15 protein-coding genes are annotated in these 14977 nt (G+C 71.8%); 4 read left to right on the forward strand and 11 right to left on the reverse strand.

Annotation, left to right across the window (positions count from 1 at the left end; genetic code table 11):
* Positions 1–169 precede the first annotated feature (169 nt).
* Both QFZ82_RS14135 and QFZ82_RS14140 read right to left on the reverse strand, forming a co-directional pair.
* Positions 170–631 carry a molybdenum cofactor biosynthesis protein MoaE gene (locus tag QFZ82_RS14135; protein ID WP_307713504.1) on the reverse strand — a complete coding sequence of 154 codons (462 nt, stop codon included), beginning with the start codon at positions 629–631 and terminating at the stop codon, positions 170–172.
* Positions 632–730: 99 nt separating this feature from the next.
* A complete protein-coding gene (locus QFZ82_RS14140; RefSeq protein WP_307713505.1) occupies positions 731–1858 on the reverse strand; it encodes an SDR family oxidoreductase in 1128 nt (375 codons plus the stop codon).
* A gap of 216 nt (positions 1859–2074) precedes the next feature.
* On the opposite strand from QFZ82_RS14140, the gene QFZ82_RS14145 reads away from it, so the two are divergent.
* Positions 2075–3544: a zinc-dependent metalloprotease gene (locus QFZ82_RS14145; RefSeq protein ID WP_307713506.1), complete on the forward strand. Its 1470-nt coding sequence runs from the start codon at positions 2075–2077 to the stop codon at positions 3542–3544.
* On the forward strand, positions 3541–4074 hold the full coding sequence (locus QFZ82_RS14150; RefSeq protein WP_307713507.1) for an NUDIX hydrolase: 534 nt from the start codon (positions 3541–3543) through the stop codon (positions 4072–4074). Before QFZ82_RS14145 ends, QFZ82_RS14150 begins: the two co-directional genes overlap by 4 nt.
* Positions 4075–4155: 81 nt before the next feature.
* Here QFZ82_RS14150 and QFZ82_RS14155 read toward each other — a convergent pair whose 3' ends face one another.
* The 4 genes from QFZ82_RS14155 to QFZ82_RS14170 form a co-directional block, all read right to left on the reverse strand.
* Positions 4156–4911, reverse strand: coding sequence for an AIM24 family protein (locus tag QFZ82_RS14155; RefSeq protein WP_307713508.1), 756 nt, complete (start codon positions 4909–4911; stop codon positions 4156–4158).
* A 19-nt stretch (positions 4912–4930) separates the two neighbouring features.
* Complete coding sequence (locus tag QFZ82_RS14160; RefSeq protein WP_177153534.1) at positions 4931–5611, reverse strand: AIM24 family protein; 681 nt, start codon at positions 5609–5611, stop codon at positions 4931–4933.
* 13 nt (positions 5612–5624) lie between these two features.
* Positions 5625–7268 carry a TerD family protein gene (locus QFZ82_RS14165; RefSeq protein WP_307713509.1) on the reverse strand — a complete coding sequence of 548 codons (1644 nt, stop codon included), beginning with the start codon at positions 7266–7268 and terminating at the stop codon, positions 5625–5627.
* A gap of 177 nt (positions 7269–7445) precedes the next feature.
* Positions 7446–8066 (reverse strand): M48 family metallopeptidase, encoded by a 621-nt coding sequence (locus QFZ82_RS14170; RefSeq protein WP_307713510.1) that lies wholly within the window; start codon positions 8064–8066, stop codon positions 7446–7448.
* 201 nt (positions 8067–8267) lie between these two features.
* Between QFZ82_RS14170 and QFZ82_RS14175 the strand changes: the two genes are divergently transcribed.
* Both QFZ82_RS14175 and QFZ82_RS14180 read left to right on the forward strand, forming a co-directional pair.
* Positions 8268–9413, forward strand: a complete 1146-nt coding sequence (locus QFZ82_RS14175) for a TOMM precursor leader peptide-binding protein (protein ID WP_307713511.1) — start codon at positions 8268–8270, stop codon at positions 9411–9413.
* Positions 9414–9477: 64 nt separating this feature from the next.
* The gene (locus QFZ82_RS14180) at positions 9478–10884 is read left to right on the forward strand and encodes an AarF/ABC1/UbiB kinase family protein (protein WP_307713512.1); all 1407 of its coding nucleotides are present in this window, start codon (positions 9478–9480) and stop codon (positions 10882–10884) included.
* A gap of 45 nt (positions 10885–10929) precedes the next feature.
* Here QFZ82_RS14180 and QFZ82_RS14185 read toward each other — a convergent pair whose 3' ends face one another.
* The 5 genes from QFZ82_RS14185 to QFZ82_RS14205 form a co-directional block, all read right to left on the reverse strand.
* Positions 10930–11145 carry a hypothetical protein gene (locus QFZ82_RS14185; RefSeq protein WP_307713513.1) on the reverse strand — a complete coding sequence of 72 codons (216 nt, stop codon included), beginning with the start codon at positions 11143–11145 and terminating at the stop codon, positions 10930–10932.
* Between the two features lie 96 nt (positions 11146–11241).
* Positions 11242–11565 carry a hypothetical protein gene (locus QFZ82_RS14190; protein ID WP_307713514.1) on the reverse strand — a complete coding sequence of 108 codons (324 nt, stop codon included), beginning with the start codon at positions 11563–11565 and terminating at the stop codon, positions 11242–11244.
* Complete coding sequence (locus QFZ82_RS14195) at positions 11562–11930, reverse strand: WhiB family transcriptional regulator (RefSeq protein ID WP_177150607.1); 369 nt, start codon at positions 11928–11930, stop codon at positions 11562–11564. Before QFZ82_RS14195 ends, QFZ82_RS14190 begins: the two co-directional genes overlap by 4 nt.
* 169 nt (positions 11931–12099) lie before the next feature.
* Entirely contained in the window at positions 12100–12426 is a 327-nt protein-coding gene (locus QFZ82_RS14200; protein WP_307713515.1) for a hypothetical protein, read from the reverse strand.
* 163 nt (positions 12427–12589) lie between these two features.
* Positions 12590–14764: an ATP-dependent DNA helicase UvrD2 gene (locus QFZ82_RS14205; RefSeq protein WP_307713516.1), complete on the reverse strand. Its 2175-nt coding sequence runs from the start codon at positions 14762–14764 to the stop codon at positions 12590–12592.
* Between the last annotated feature and the right edge of the window lie 213 nt (positions 14765–14977).

Below are 14977 nucleotides of genomic sequence, written 5' to 3' on the forward strand. Positions count from 1 at the left end.
GCAGGGGTGCGGTTACGCAAATCGGGGCGGATGAGCGCGGACCGGGTTTCAGGGGCGGAAACGCACTGACGGCTCGTCAGGGAACTGCCACGAAGGCGGCGCCGGCGCTCAGCAGGCTCCCACCCTCCCCTGCCTTCGGCGGGGGGACCCCCAGTCCTGCGCTCGGGGCTCAACAGGCTCCGACCCACTCCTCGGTGCCGTCCGAGAATTTCTGGTGCTTCCAGATCGGCACCTCGTGCTTGAGGTCGTCGATCAGCTTCCGGCACGCCTCGAACGCCTCCCCCCGGTGCGGGCACGAAACCGCGACCACCACCGCGAGATCCCCGACCGCCAGGTCACCCACACGGTGGACGGCAGCGAGCGCCCGGACGGGGTACTCGGCGGCCACCTTCTCGGCGATACGGCGCATCTCCGCCTCCGCCGTCGGATGGCAGGAGTAGCCCAGCGTGTCGACGTCGGCACCGCCGTCGTGGTTGCGCACGGTGCCGACGAACAGCGCGGTGCCGCCCGCGGCGTCGTCGCCCACGGCCGCGAAGACCTCGTCGAGGGAGAGCGGAGTGTCACGGATCGCGAGCAGCCGGATGGGGTCCTGCGCCGCCTGCTCGCCGGGGTGGTCGTACGTGCGTGCCATGGGGACATCGTGCCCCATGGCACCGACGGGGCGGAACAGCCTCTCGCACGGATCGGACCGTCCGGGCTTGGAGCCTCCTACAGGGACGACGCGCTCCGGCTAGATCCGGCGGCGCGCCTTGCGGGCGCGCCGCACCAGCGCCGCCGTGCCCAGCAGCGCGACCGTCGCGCCCGCGGCGCCGGCGGCCGTGGCGTCCTTGCGGCCGAGGCGGCGGCCCGCGACGGTGTGCCGGCCCTCGACCTCCTCCAGCAGGGCGGCCAGCACCTCCTCGTTCGTCCACCGCGGACGCCAGCCCGCGTCGTGCAGCCGGCTCACGCTCACCACCCAGGGGTGCATGGTGTACGCGAGGTCGCCCGCCGGGGACGGCGTGAGGCCGATGCGGTGCAGACGGGCGGCCGCGCCCAGCGCCACCGCCGAGGGCAGCTCCATCCGGCGGATGCCGCTGAGCTCCTCGACGTCCTCCTGCTCCAGCCATCCGTCGCAGCCGACGGCGAGCTCCCCCTCGACCTTCTCCAGCGCCGCGTACTCCAGAGCGCCCACGAGGTCCTCGACATGGCAGAACTGCCAGGTGGGCCGGGATCCGGCGACCACGAGCAGCCGGGGCGACTCGAAGTAGCGGGTCAGCGCGGTGTCGGTGCCGCCGACGAGAACGGCCGGCCTGACCACGGTGACGTTCAGCCCGGGATGGGCACGGGGAGCGCGGCGGCCGAGGCGTTCGATCTCCAGCAGGTCGCCGACGCCGGTCGCCTCGGCGGTCGCGCGCAGCTCGGCGTCCTCGGAGAGCGGGATGTCGTTGTCGGGCAGCGCCCCGTAGACCATGGCGGAGGTGCACAGGACGACCCGGTGGACGCCGGCCGCGGCGGCGGCGGTCAGGACGGTCTGCGTACCGCGCACGTTGTACGCGGTACGGGCGGCCGAGTCGGTCTCCAGGTCGAGGTCCAGCGCGAGGTGCACCACCACGTCGGCGCCCCGCAGCTTCTCCGCGATCGCCGGGTCACGGACGTCGAGCACGTGCCAGTGCGCTTCGGGGACCTCGCCGCGGCGCTCGTCGATCGCGATGACCTGCTTGATCTCGTCGGACGCGGCAAGGCGCCTGGTGAGCAGGTCACCGACGCCCGTGGCGGCACCGGTGACGGCCACGACGGGGCCACGCCCCTCGGGCACGCGGCCGGCGGCCGCGGTTGAGTGGTTTCGCGCTGCGCGAACCTGCGGATCTGGGGAACTCACCAGGCGTCTCCAGCGGTTGTCTTCAGTACGCAAGCGAATGACGCATACGCACCAGGTGGCGTCCATCCTGCCGCAGGCCACGTGCCAGCGGGGCACCGAGCCCGCAAGCGGCCCGGATGTCGAAGCCGCACGGCCCCCCGGCCGCATAGGCTGGGTGGTGTTGTCGGGCAGTCGCCGCCGGCGGAAAGCCGGCGGCCCTACGAGCCGAGGAAACCCGTGAGTGACACCCCATTCGGATTCGGCCTTCCGCCGGAGGAGCCGGAGAACGGCGACGAGGGCAAGAAGAGGAATCCCGCCGGAGGTGGCCAGGGCTCCGGCGGGTCCCCGTCCAATCCCTTCGGCTTCGGCGAGGGCGGCGGGGACAACCCCTTCGCCGCCATGTTCGGCTCGCTGAACCCCAACGATCTCGGCGCGGCGTTCCAGCAGCTCGGCCAGATGCTGAGCTACGAGGGCGGCCCGGTGAACTGGGACATGGCCAAGCAGATCGCCCGCCAGACGGTCGCCCAGGGCACGCCCGACGGCACCAAGGACGCGAGCGTCGGCCCGGTGGACCGCACCGCGGTCGAGGAGGCCGTGCGGCTGGCCGACCTGTGGCTGGACGGCGCGACCTCGCTGCCCTCGGGCGCGAGCACGGCCGTGGCGTGGAGCCGCGCGGAGTGGGTCGAGGCGACCCTTCCGGCGTGGCAGCAGCTCGTCGACCCGGTCGCCGAGCGCGTCGGTCTCGCCATGGGCGACGTGCTGCCCGAGGAGATGCAGGCCATGGCGGGCCCGCTGATCGGCATGATGCGCTCCATGGGCGGGGCGATGTTCGGCCAGCAGATCGGGCAGGCGGTCGGCGTCCTGGCCGGCGAGGTGGTCGGCTCGACCGACATCGGTCTCCCGCTGGGCCCGGCCGGCAAGGCCGCGCTCCTCCCGTTGAACGTGGACGCCCTCGGCAAGGACCTCGGCGTGCCGAAGGAGGAGGTGCGGCTGTACCTCGCCCTGCGCGAGGCGGCCCACCAGCGGCTCTTCGCCCATGTGCCGTGGCTGCGCTCGCACCTGTTCGGCGCGGTCGAGGGGTACGCCCGCGGGATCAAGGTGGACACGTCCAAGCTCGAGGACGTGGTCGGCCAGTTCGACCCCTCGCACCCCGAGCAGCTGCAGGAGGCGCTGCAGCAGGGCATGTTCCAGCCGGAGGACACCCTGGAGCAGAAGGCGGCCCTGGCGCGCCTGGAGACGGCCCTCGCGCTGGTCGAGGGCTGGGTCGACGCGGTGGTCCACGAGGCCGCCTCGACCCGTCTCACGTCCGCGGGCGCGCTGCGCGAGACGCTGCGCAGGCGCCGCGCGTCCGGCGGCCCGGCGGAGCAGACGTTCGCCACACTGATCGGGCTGCAGCTGCGTCCGCGCAGGCTGCGGGACGCCTCGCGGCTGTGGGCCTCGCTCACGGACGCGCGCGGTATCGACGGGCGTGACGCCCTGTGGGCGCACCCGGACATGCTGCCGACCGCGACCGACCTGGACGACCCGGACGGCTTCGTGCACCGCGAGCAGCTGGACTTCTCCGAGCTGGACAAGATGCTCGGCGAGGCCGCCGGCGGCCGCACGTCGCCGAACCTCGACAAGCCGGACGCCGCCCAGGGGAAGCCGGGAGAGTCCGGCGAGAAGCCCGAAGGACCGGCCGGCGGCGAGGGCGACACCGACAAGTGAGCCTCCACGACGACGCCGTCCTCGTGCTGAAGGGCTACGAGGCCCGCGAGGACGGCCAGGCCGCACTGCGGCAGACGTATCTGGACCATCTGGCGGGGCATCCGGACGGGATGTGGAAGTCCTGCGGTGCGGGGCATCTCACCGCGAGCGCCCTGGTCGTCGACCCGGAGCGCGGGCGGGTGCTGCTGACTCTGCACCGGAAGCTCGGCATGTGGCTGCAGATGGGCGGCCACTGCGAGCCGCAGGACACGACCCTGGCCGCGGCGGCGCTGCGCGAGGCCACGGAGGAGTCCGGGATCCCGGGGCTGTCGCTGCTGCCCGGCGGCCCGGTCACCCTCGACCGGCACGCGATCCCCGCGCCGTGCCACTGGCACCTGGACGTGCAGTACGCGGCACTGGCCCCGGCCGGTGCCGCCCCCGCGATCAGCGACGAGTCGCTGGACCTGCGCTGGTTCGCCTACGACGAGGTGGCGGGTGTCGCCGACGCCTCGGTCGTGCGGCTCCTGGAGCGCACGCGGGCCGCGCTGTAGCACCTGCGCGTAAGGGGCGGTCCACTTGGGGTCTCCGTGCCGAAGGCAGGGGACGGCGACCGCCCCTTACGCATGTCCTCGTCAGTTCCAGGCGTTGTTCTGGTTCTGCGCCTGGGCGCCGTGCTGGCCCACGCCGTACTGGGCGCGCAGGCCCTGCCCGAGATCCGCGTTCTGCGGGGGCATGACCTCGCTGGGCTGGACGAGGGCGAAGCCCTGCCCGAGGAAGCTCAGCTCCCAGCCCTCACCGGTGTTGCCGCGGCGGCGGCGCACGTTCGAGGAGTGCGTCTGGGCCTGCATCTGCACGCGCAGCGCGGAGGACCAGGCCACGATGGCGTCGGCGTCCACGTTCACGTACTTGTCCGGCGTCACCTGCATCATCAGGGGCTGGCCCGACGTCATCAGCGCGACCTTGCCCCGTCCGGAGACGTTGAGCTGGTACTTGCCGGATCCGGAGATGCCGTACTGGCTGTCCACCGCGATGACCTCGGTGTGCAGCGTGGAGTCGAGCGCCAGCACATAGGCGCTGTCGACGGTCATGCCCTCCTGGTCCACGTCGACGACGTGGACGTACTGGGCGAGATTGGCGAAGTAGACGGTGCCCTGGCCCGAGCAGCGCATCAGGTCGAGGCCCTCACCGGTGTTGGCGCGGGCCCTGCGCTGGCTGCTCGTCTGGTACTCGCCGTCGAAGTCGACCAGTCCCTGGTAGGCGACCATCGCGCCCTTGCGGGCGAGGATGTCGTCGTGCCCGGTCAGGGTGACCCGCAGCAGCTGCGGGTTCTGCACGACGTAGCGGTCCTGGGACTGCTGCTCGGCGTAGCCGAAAAGCGGACTCTGCATGGTGTGTTCTCGCTCCCCCTCAGCCCCGGATCCGCAGGCGGTCGGTGCTGTCCTCACTCGGCTGTACGACGACGATGCCCTGGCCCGAGAAGGCCATCTGGTACGCCTCTCCGCTGCCCCGCCCGATCAGCGAGGAGGCCTTGAAGCTGCGCTTGCCCTTCACCTTGAGGTTCGGGGACCAGGCGACGAGGGCGTCCGGGTCGACGTACGTCTCGTCCTCACCGCGGCCGCAGTCGACGACGATGGGCGTGCCGCGGGAGGTGAGGGCGACCCAGCCGGTGCCGGCGACCTCCACGTTCCACAGGCCCTGTCCGGCGAACTTGGCGAGGCCCTTGACCTTCTCGACGCCCCACTGGAGGTGGGCGTCGAAGGCCAGGAGGTTGGTGCCGTTGACCGAGAGCGAGTCGTTGTTGAGGTTGATCACGACGACGTCGGCGCCATAGTCGGCGAGGTAGAGCAGCCCGTCGCCGGAGCACTTCATGAGGGGCGCGCCTTCGCCGGTCACCCACTGGGAGGCGATCTGGCGGACGGCGGGCGGGTTGGGCTCGTACTGGACGAAGCCTTCGTAGGCGACCATCGAGCCGGTGCGTGCGTACAGGTCCTGGCCGGTGGCCATGGCGACCTTGAGCATGGTGCGGCCGTGGTTCTCCATCCGGGCCGCGACGGGGGTCGGGGCGAAGCCCGCGAGTTGCTGGTTCATGATCCGGGCTCCCTCAGACCTCGTAGGGCTGGACGACGATGAAGTTGCCGGGGGCACCCCGGAACTGGAGGTTCACGGTCTCACCGCTGTGTCCCGGGTAGGCGTTGCGGCGCAGCCGGACCTGGCTGGAGAGGATGACCTGCGAGGCCGCCGACCACGCGACGATCGCGTTGCTGTCCGCGAACGTCGTGGGCGTGACCGGCAGGACGACGGGGACGCCGTGCGTCTTGACGACGACGGTGCCTGTGCCCTGGAACATCATCGTGAACAGCGCGCCGCCGGGGATGCCGTGGCCCTCGATGCGCCGGACCTCGTGCTGCAGCGACTCGTCGAAGGCGAGCACGTTCTCGGCGGAGACGCAGATGCCGTCGCCCTGCAGCTCGATCGAGTGCAGGTGTGCGCCGTTCTCCGCGAGGAAGACCTGGCCGCGTCCGCTGCAGCGCATCAGCTGCATCTCCTGGCCCGTGGCGTTACCGACGATACGGCCGGCGAAACCGGCGCCCTTGTAGCTGAAGTCGACCTTGCCCTGGTACATGACCATGCTGCCCTGACGGGCGAGCACGGGCGTACCGCCCATGGTGAGGTCGACCCGCATCATCTGCTGGTTCTGCGGGGTCCAGCGCTGGCCGGTGGGCGTCTCGCGGTAGGGCTGGAGGGCCGACTGGAGGCCGGCGCCGGTCTGCGGCACGCCCTGGGGGACTCCCTGCGGGGCGCCCTGGGGCATGCCGGGCTGCTGGCCGTACGGACCGGGGGCGGGCTGGCCGTACGGCATTGCGGGCGGCGGGACCTGTCCGGGAATCTGGCCGGGGACCTGCCCCGGAACCTGCCCGTACTGCGGCTGCTGGGGCTGCGGCTGGCCGTACGGGGACGGCGCCGGCGGCGGCACGGTGCCGGCCGGGGGCGCCATGGGGGCCGCCATGGTCGGAGCGGCGTGCACCTGCGGTCCCGGTGCGGGGGCGTGTGGTGCGGGAGCCGGGGCCGCGGGGGCCCCGAAGGCGGGGGCGGGCTGCGGGGGCTGGGGAGCCTGCGGGGCCTGAGGAGCACCGAAGGCGGGCGCGGGCGCGGCAGGCGCCGCGGGCGGGGCGAAGGAGGGCGCGGCGGCCTGCGGCTGCTGCGGTGCGGGCTCCTCCTCGGCGACCTCTCCCCCGAAGTTCTTCAGCAGCGCCTCGAGGCCGCCGTCGAAGCCCTGGCCGACGGCGGCGAACCGCCACACGTCCTTGAGGTAGAAGTCGCCCAGCATCACCGCGCGCTCGGTGCTGAACTCGGAGCCGTTGAAGGCGTACTTGACGACCTCTTCGCCGCCCGCGACGATCCGGATGTAACCCGGACCGATCTGCGACATCTGCCCGGCGCCGTCGATCGTGGCGGTGAAGGACAGCTTGTGGATGCTCGCCGGGATGCGGTCCAGAGTGACGCGGAACGACTCGGTGTCACCGGCCTGCGCGCCGAGAAGCTGAATGGACTCCTCGGGCGACTTCGGCTGGTTGAAGAAGATGAAGTAGCGGTCGTCGGAGAGCTGCTCGTTCGCGTCGAGGCCGAAGCAGCTGATGTCGAAGGTCAGTCCAGGAGCAGCGATCTGCACACCTACGTACAGATCCGTTCCCGGCGTCAGATCACTGATCTTGGCCTTGTGGCCCCGTTGGAATTCCCTGGCCATGCGTTACGACCGTCCCCCATCCCGAAATACGAATGCGTCGCGCCAGGCTAACCGCTTGCGGCGACATTGAGCCAAGCCGGTACACATTCGGTACAGGACCGTCGACACCCGGTCCGGAACGGGACGTTGACGGCCTCACATCGCCCCGGGCCGCCGCTCCGCGCGCCCCGGCGGCGCTCACTCCTCGCGTGCGGCGGGGAGGTGCGGCAGCCGGCCTGCGGCGACGACGCCTTCGAGGTAGCCGCGGGCCCTTTCGGTACGGGGATAGGCCTCCAGCAGCCGCCAGAAGCGCGGCCCGTGCCCGGGGACCAGCAGATGGGCGAGTTCGTGGACGAGCACGTAGTCGACGACGTACTCGGGCATGCCCTGCAACCGGTGCGAGAGCCGGATGCTGCCCTCGGCCGGAGTGCACGAGCCCCAACGGGTGTTCTGATTCGTCACCCATCGCACGGAGGTCGGCCTTGCCCGTCCGTCGAAGTACTGCTCCGACAACCGCTCGGCACGCTCGTACAGTTCGCTGTCGCCGAGGACGCGCTTGCTCTCCTGCGCCGCGAGTTTGTCCAGCATCACGCCGACCCACCGGCGCTCCTCGGCCTCGGACATCCGGGCGGGAATCAGCACGATGGTGCGGTCGCCCTCGCGGTACGCGGAGACCGTTCTGCTGCGCCGGGCGCTCCTGCGGACCTCGACCGCACTCGTGACGGGCCCGCGGTGCGGGTGACGACCGGCGTTTCGCGTGGTTCCCGCGCCGCGCGCTGAGTTCTCCCCGGTGAGTGGCGGGGAAGGGTCGACGGGCACGCCCCGACGTTACCCGCTGCCAGTACGGGAAGTCCCGACTCGGGGACGGTTCTCGCCTGATCCACTCCATGGCTGCACGATTTGAACGACTAATACCCCGCACCTGTGGACAACTTTTCACACGCCTCGGCGCGGACGGGCATTCTGACAGCGGTCCGAAGAGGGAAGACCAGGAAATTCAACGGGGGAACGGGGACGGATATGCATCCGATGATGAAGCCTGCCCTGCGGCGGGCATGGCGCGACCGCCAGTCCGTGCAGGTCGGGGTGACACGCGCCCATGCGGTGACGGTGGGGCCGCTGGACACCGCGACCGGCTCGCTCATCGACCTGCTGGACGGCACCCGGGGACTGGATCTCCTGCGTGCCGAGGCGCGCACGAGAGGACTGCCGGACGGGCGGGCCGACGCGCTGGTCGGCCGGCTGGCGGCCGCGGGGCTCCTGGACGACCCGAAAGCCGGCGGACCGGCCGCGGACTCGCTGCGCAGGAGGCCGGACGCCGTCGACCGGCTGCGTCCGGACCTGGCCTCCCTGTCCGTGGTCCACCCCGAGCCGGGCGGTGCGATGCGGAGGCTGGCGGCGCGGCGGGCCATAGGGATCCAGGTGCGCGGCGCCGGACGCGTCGGCGCCCTGATCGCGGCGACGCTGTCGGCGGCGGGAGTGGGGCGGGTCGAGGTCCTGGACGGCGGGTTCACCGAGCCGGCGGACGTCGTGCCCGGCGGACTGACCGCCGAGGACATCGGGCAGCGGCGGGACGCGGCGGCCCGGCGTCTGGTCCGCCGCTCGGCGCCCGACCGCGCTCCGCGCAGGGCGGAGGTGGCGGAGCCGGGCGGCGGAGAGCCGGCGCTCTGTCTCGTCGTGGTGGCCCCGCGCGACGGGCTCGGCGCCTACGCACCGGACCCGTTGCCCGCCGAGGACTGGGTCTCCGCCGGTATTCCCCATCTCTACGCGGGGGTTGTGGAGGCGACGGGTGTGGTCGGCCCGCTGGTGGTGCCGGGGAGCACGGCTTGCGCCACCTGCCTGGAGCGGGACCGGACCGAGCGGGATCCGGCCCGGTCGATACTGCTCGCGCAGTGGCGTTCGGGGCGGCGCAGGGTGGTGTCTTCGGCCTGTGACGCCGCGCTGGCCACCGTGGTCGCCGGGCTCGCAGCCTGTCACGCACTGTCCTTCCTCGACGGTGACCTGCCGGCGAGCGCCGACGCCCGCTGGGAGGTGTCGCTGCCGTCGGTGCAGTGGCGGTCCGAGCGGATCGCGCCCCACGCCGACTGCCCGTGCGGTGCCGCGGGCAGGACTGAGAGCAGAGACACCTCGGGGATCGGTCCGACACACGAGACAATGGCCGGGTAACCGCCGTCAACGGCGCGACGCCGTAAGGCCGATGCGGCACGCCGGCTGGGATTTGGAGGGGCGTATGTCTGATCTTCCCCGGAAGGCGGTCACTCGTACCGCGAAGTTGGCCGCACTGCCGCTGGGCTTCGCCGGCCGTGCCACGTGGGGACTCGGCAAGCGGATCGGCGGCAAGTCCGCGGAGATCGTGGCCCGTGAACTGCAACAGCGCACGGCGGAGCAGCTGTTCAAGGTGCTCGGCGAGCTTAAGGGAGGCGCAATGAAGTTCGGGCAGGCGATGTCCGTCTTCGAATCGGCGCTGCCCGAGGAGGTCGCCGGCCCCTACCGCGCGGCACTGACCAAGCTGCAGGACGCCGCTCCCCCGATGCCGACGCGCACTGTCCACGCCGTGCTCGCGCAGCAGATGGGCGAGGAGTGGCGCGAACTCTTCCTGAGCTTCGAGGACAAACCCTCGGCCGCCGCCTCCATCGGCCAGGTGCACCGGGCGGTGTGGCACGACGGGCGCGAGATCGCGGTCAAGGTGCAGTACCCGGGCGCGGGTGACGCCCTGCTGTCGGATCTCACCCAGCTGAGCCGTTTCGCCAAGCTCCTGGGCCCCCTCGTCCCGGGGATGGACATCAAGCCCCTGATCGCCGAACTGCGCGACCGGGTCTCGGAGGAGCTGGACTACGAGCTGGAGGCTCAGGCACAGCGCGAGCACGCGGCGGAGTTCGCGGGCGATCCCGATGTGGTCGTGCCGGACGTGGTCCACCAGTGCGACCAGGTGCTGGTGACCGAGTGGATCGACGGCATACCGCTGGCCGAGGTGATCGCCGACGGCACACCTGAGCAGCGCGACCGCGCCGGCCAGCTGCTGTCCCGGTTCCTCTTCTCGGGCCCCGCCCGTACGGGACTGCTGCACGCCGACCCCCACCCGGGAAACTTCCGGCTCCTTCCGGGAGAGGAGGGCGAGCCCCTGCGGCTTGGCGTGCTGGACTTCGGCACGGTGGACCGGCTGCCGGGCGGGCTCCCGCGCCCCATCGGCGAATGTCTGCGGATGACGCTGGCGGGCGAGGCCGAGGCCGTCTACCGGATGCTGTGCGAAGAGGGCTTCGTCAAGGAGACGATCGAGCTCGACCCGGAGGCGGTGCTCGAGTACCTGCTGCCGATCATCGAGCCCGCCGAGGCGGAGGAGTTCACCTTCACCCGCGGCTGGATGCGCACGCAGGCGGCGCGGATCGCCGACATCCGCTCCCCGGCACACCAGTTGGGCAAGCAGCTCAACCTGCCGCCCGCGTATTTGCTGATACACCGTGTGACGTTGAGCACCATCGGCGTGCTCTGCCAGCTGAACGCGTCGGTGCGGCTGCGGGAGGAGCTGGAGGACTGGCTGCCCGGGTTCCTCGAACCGGAGGAGGGTGGCGGCGCCCACGAGGCGGTCGGGGAGCAGGAGGGACCCGGCGCGGACGTGGCGCTCGAGGCACAGGGCTGACCGGAGGACTGGCCGGCGCGTGGCGGTCGGGGGGCCGGCGTGCGGTCACCACCAGGCCGAGTCGAGCCTGCCCTCGATCGCCCTGATGTTGGCCCGTGCGCAGTCCTCGCACAGGTAGAGGCGGACCCCGTTCTCCACGGAAAAGGTCCAAGTCGCGGGCGTCCCCTCGGCGGTCGTACCGCATCTGGAGCACACGGTGCTCTCCGCGCCCGGTGCCTGCGCGCCCTGCTGTCCGGGCTGCGGCGTCTTGTCCTGGTCCACCTCGCGACGATACCGCCGCCCCTGGCCGTCCGCGCGGGCAACGCACCGCGGGGGCCGGTCCGAACGGACCGGCCCCCGCGGGGACAGCGTGTGCCGTCAGTTCATGACGGCCATGGCCAGTGCGCGGCGGGCGCGCATCGACACGCGCTCGGCACGGCGCTGCATCCGCCGGGCGGCGACCAGGCGCACGGCCTGACGTTCCGCATCGGCTTCGCGCCGGCGCTCGTGCATATGCGCACGAGCCAGGGCTTCTGGGATGAGTTGCATTTCGCGAGTCCTGTTCTGACGCGAGGCGTTCGCGCCGATGGTGGTGACAGCTGGAGTGGCGGAGCCTGACGGCTCGCTGGCGGAAGAGGTCATCGGGGCCTGCTTATGGGGATCGTGCGTGAGGGGTCGGTCGATGGTTCCTGCGGTGCTCATGCCGCGACCGGGTTCTTGCGCGGGCGACCACGCGGCCGCTTCCGGGCGACGACGACACCCTGGACGAAGAGCTCTCCGCCCCAGACGCCCCACGGCTCACGCCGCTCCTTGGCGCCGGCGAGGCAGGCCTCCATCAGCGGGCAGGTACGGCAGAGGGACTTGGCGTACTCGACGTCGGCCGGCGACTCGGCGAAGAAGACCTCCGGGTCGTAGGAGCGGCAGGGGACGGGTACGCCGAGGTTCTCGATGGCGTCGTCGAGCGCGGTCAGCGCGGTGAGGGGAGTCAAGGTGGAGTCCTCGGGAAGGGCGGGCGGGGAGATCGGCTGGGAAGGCGGTACGGACGGGGCGTGCGCTTCGAGTTGCACGGTGTGTTGTTCCTCGTCTGTCGTGCCGGCCGGTCGGCCGGTTGGCTGTTGGTACCGGGTGCTTCTGGTCCCGAGGCCCCTTCGCTCTGTCATCCCGCTGGGGAAAACAGAAGGGCCGCGGATCCCGGGTGGGGTTCCGCGGCCCTGAAGGCGCCGGCCTGATGCTGGATCAGGCTGGATCACTCCAGGGTTCGAGCCCACGGAAGGCCCACATCGAGTGGTGGTGCGTCGTCTGCTGCTGGGTCTCGGCACTGGCCGCCGCAAAGGCATAGGCCTGAGCCTCTGCCGCTGCTACTCCTGCTTCCAGTGCCTTGGTCGGTCGCTCATTGCGCTCCAGGACGGGGAGGCCGCCCAGGCCGGACACGGGAAGCACGGCGAAGTCGCCGGACATACCGGTGCGGATGAACGCCGAGGAGAAGCCGAGCGAGCAGGCGGAGGCGGCCGAGCGATCGGTCATTTTGGCGGTGCTGACGAAGCTGGTCTTGATGCTGATCACTGGAATCGCCTCCTCTCGGCGTCTCGGGGACCGGGCGAGCCGGTCGCGGTATTCGGATAAGTACAGCACGAGGACAGGGCTTCAGAGAAGCCGCCGTTCGCGTGGTTAAGAACCTATGGGGCTTGCCTGGGCGGGCGCAAACTATTTTTTCGACGAGTTTGCATCAGTCCTCCTCGTCGGCCCCCATCGGCTCCTCACCTGCGCAGATGGCCAGAACATCGGTGCCGAAGCGCTCCAGCTTGCGGCCGCCGACCCCGGAGATGCCGGCCAACTCGCCCTCGGTGCCCGGCACCGCCTCCGCGATCGCCATCAGTGTCTTGTCGGTGAACACGCAGTACGCGGGCTGGCCAAGCTCCTTGGCGCGGTCGGAACGCCACTCGCGCAGCCGCTCGTACAGGGCCTCGTCCATGTCCGAGGGGCAGTCCTCGCAGCGCATCAGCTTCATCTCACCGGCATCGGTGAGGGTCTTGCCGCAGACCCGGCACAGCACCGGCCCGCGCCGCTTGCGCTTGCCGCCGCTGCCGCGCTCGACACCGCCCGTGCCACCGGTCCCGCGGCTGCCGGGCCCGGCCGATCCGGGACGCAGGCCGTTCAGGAAGCGGCTCGGGCGGCGGGAGGCGCGGCCGCCCGGAGCGCGGGACAACGCCCAGGACAGGCACAGGTGGAGCCGGGCGCGCGTGACGCCCACGTAGAGCAGCCGGCGCTCCTCCTCGACCTGCTCGTCGGTCTTGGCGTAGGTGATCGGCATCATGCCCTCGGTCAGGCCGACCAGGAACACCGCGTCCCACTCCAGGCCCTTGGCCGAGTGCAGGGAGGCGAGGGTGACGCCCTGGACCGTGGGGGCGTGCTGCGCGGCGGCGCGCTCGTCGAGCTCGGTGACGAGATCCGCGAGCGTGGCGCCGGGCTTGGCGCGGGCGAAGTCCTCGGCGAGGCGGACCAGTGCCGCGAGGGACTCCCAGCGGTCGCGCACCGCGCCCGATCCCGCGGGCGGCTCGGTCGTCCAGCCCTTCGTGGAGAGTACGGCCCGGACCTGGGAGGGCAGGTCCTCCGCGTCGTCGAGCAAGGAGTCGTTGGCCCCCGCCCGGGCGGCGCCGCGCAGGGCGACCCCGGCCTCGCGGACCTCCTGGCGCTCGAAGAAGCGCTCCGCGCCGCGCAGCTGGTACGGGACGCCCGCGTCGGCCAGGGCCTGCTCGTAGACCTCGGACTGGGCGTTGATCCGGTAGAGAACGGCGATCTCGCCGGCCGGGACGCCCGCGGCGATCAGATCGCGGATGCGGCGGGCGGTGCCTTCGGCCTCGGCGGGCTCGTCCCCGTACTCGACGTAGGCGGGCTCGGGGCCGGGATCGCGCTGGGAGACCAGCTCGAGACGGTGCTCGGCGGCGCGGCCGCGGGCCTGGCCGAGCAGACCGTTGGCCAGGTGCACGACCTGGGGTGTGGAGCGGTAGTCGCGGACCAGCTTGACCACGGTCGCGTCGGGGTGGCGGGTGCGGAAGTTCAGCAGGTGGTCAGGGGTGGCGCCGGTGAACGAGTAGATCGTCTGGCTGGCGTCGCCGACCACGCACAGGCTGTCCCGGTCCCCGAGCCACAGATCCAGCAGGCGCTGCTGGAGCGGGCTCACGTCCTGGTACTCGTCGACCACGAAGTGCTGGTACTGGCGGCGGACCTGCTCGGCGATGTCGTGCCGGTCCTGGAGGATGCCGACCGTGAGCAGCAGCACGTCCTCGAAGTCGATGGCCGCGCGGTCGCGCTTGAGCTGCTCGTACATCGCGTAGATCTGGCTGATTTCCGCCGGGTCGCGCGGAGCCTCCCGCAGGGACTTGGCGACTGCGGCTGGGTAGTCGGCGGGCACGGTCTGGGTGACCTTGGCCCACTCGATCTCGCTGGTCACGTCCCGCAGCTCGTTCCGGTCGAGGCGGACGCGACAGCGAGCGGCGGCCTCGGCGACCAGCTGGATCTTGCGCTCCAGGAGCCGGGGCAGATCGCCGCCGACGGCTTTCGGCCAGAAGTACTGCAGCTGGCGCAGGGCCGCGGAGTGGAAGGTGCGGGCCTGGACGCCGCCGGCGCCGAGCTGGCGCAGCCGGCCCCGCATCTCACCGGCCGCCCGGTTGGTGAAGGTGACCGCGAGCACGCTGGCGGGCTGGAGTATCCCCGCGCGGACGCCGTACGCGATGCGGTGGGTGATCGCGCGCGTCTTGCCCGTGCCGGCGCCTGCCAGCACGCACACCGGGCCGTGCAGGGCGGTCGCCACCTCGCGCTGCTCGGGGTCGAGCCCGTCGAGCACCGCGTCGGCCGACTCGGGGACCTGCGGGAAAAGAGAGGAGTGCGTTGCTGCTGTCACCCCGCCATGCTGCCAGGTCGCGGGAGGCGGGTGCGGCGGTTGTCCACAGGGACCCGGTATTCGTCGTACGAACCGGCACAGGCCTGCGTGCCCGCCGGCACCGGCCTCCCGAACCCGGCACCCGCGCCCCCTGCACCCGTCGTCCGCAGGCTCGGGAATCGCCGGGCCGGTCGCCTACGTTCTAGGGCGAGGTGAACACGCACCCGCGAGCTG

The organism is Streptomyces sp. V4I23 (assembly GCF_030817975.1).
Lineage (GTDB): Bacteria > Actinomycetota > Actinomycetes > Streptomycetales > Streptomycetaceae > Streptomyces.

What these genes read in the sequence shown, in the direction of transcription:
- QFZ82_RS14155 (WP_307713508.1), bottom strand. Translation starts at nt 4,911, where the DNA reads ATGCAGAGTCCGCTTTTCGGCTACGCCGAGCAGCAGTCCCAGGACCGC.
- QFZ82_RS14180 (WP_307713512.1), top strand. Translation starts at nt 9,478, where the DNA reads ATGTCTGATCTTCCCCGGAAGGCGGTCACTCGTACCGCGAAGTTGGCC.
- QFZ82_RS14135 (WP_307713504.1), bottom strand. Translation starts at nt 631, where the DNA reads ATGGCACGCACGTACGACCACCCCGGCGAGCAGGCGGCGCAGGACCCC.
- QFZ82_RS14190 (WP_307713514.1), bottom strand. Translation starts at nt 11,565, where the DNA reads ATGAGCACCGCAGGAACCATCGACCGACCCCTCACGCACGATCCCCAT.
- QFZ82_RS14165 (WP_307713509.1), bottom strand. Translation starts at nt 7,268, where the DNA reads ATGGCCAGGGAATTCCAACGGGGCCACAAGGCCAAGATCAGTGATCTG.
- QFZ82_RS14175 (WP_307713511.1), top strand. Translation starts at nt 8,268, where the DNA reads ATGCATCCGATGATGAAGCCTGCCCTGCGGCGGGCATGGCGCGACCGC.
- QFZ82_RS14160 (WP_177153534.1), bottom strand. Translation starts at nt 5,611, where the DNA reads ATGAACCAGCAACTCGCGGGCTTCGCCCCGACCCCCGTCGCGGCCCGG.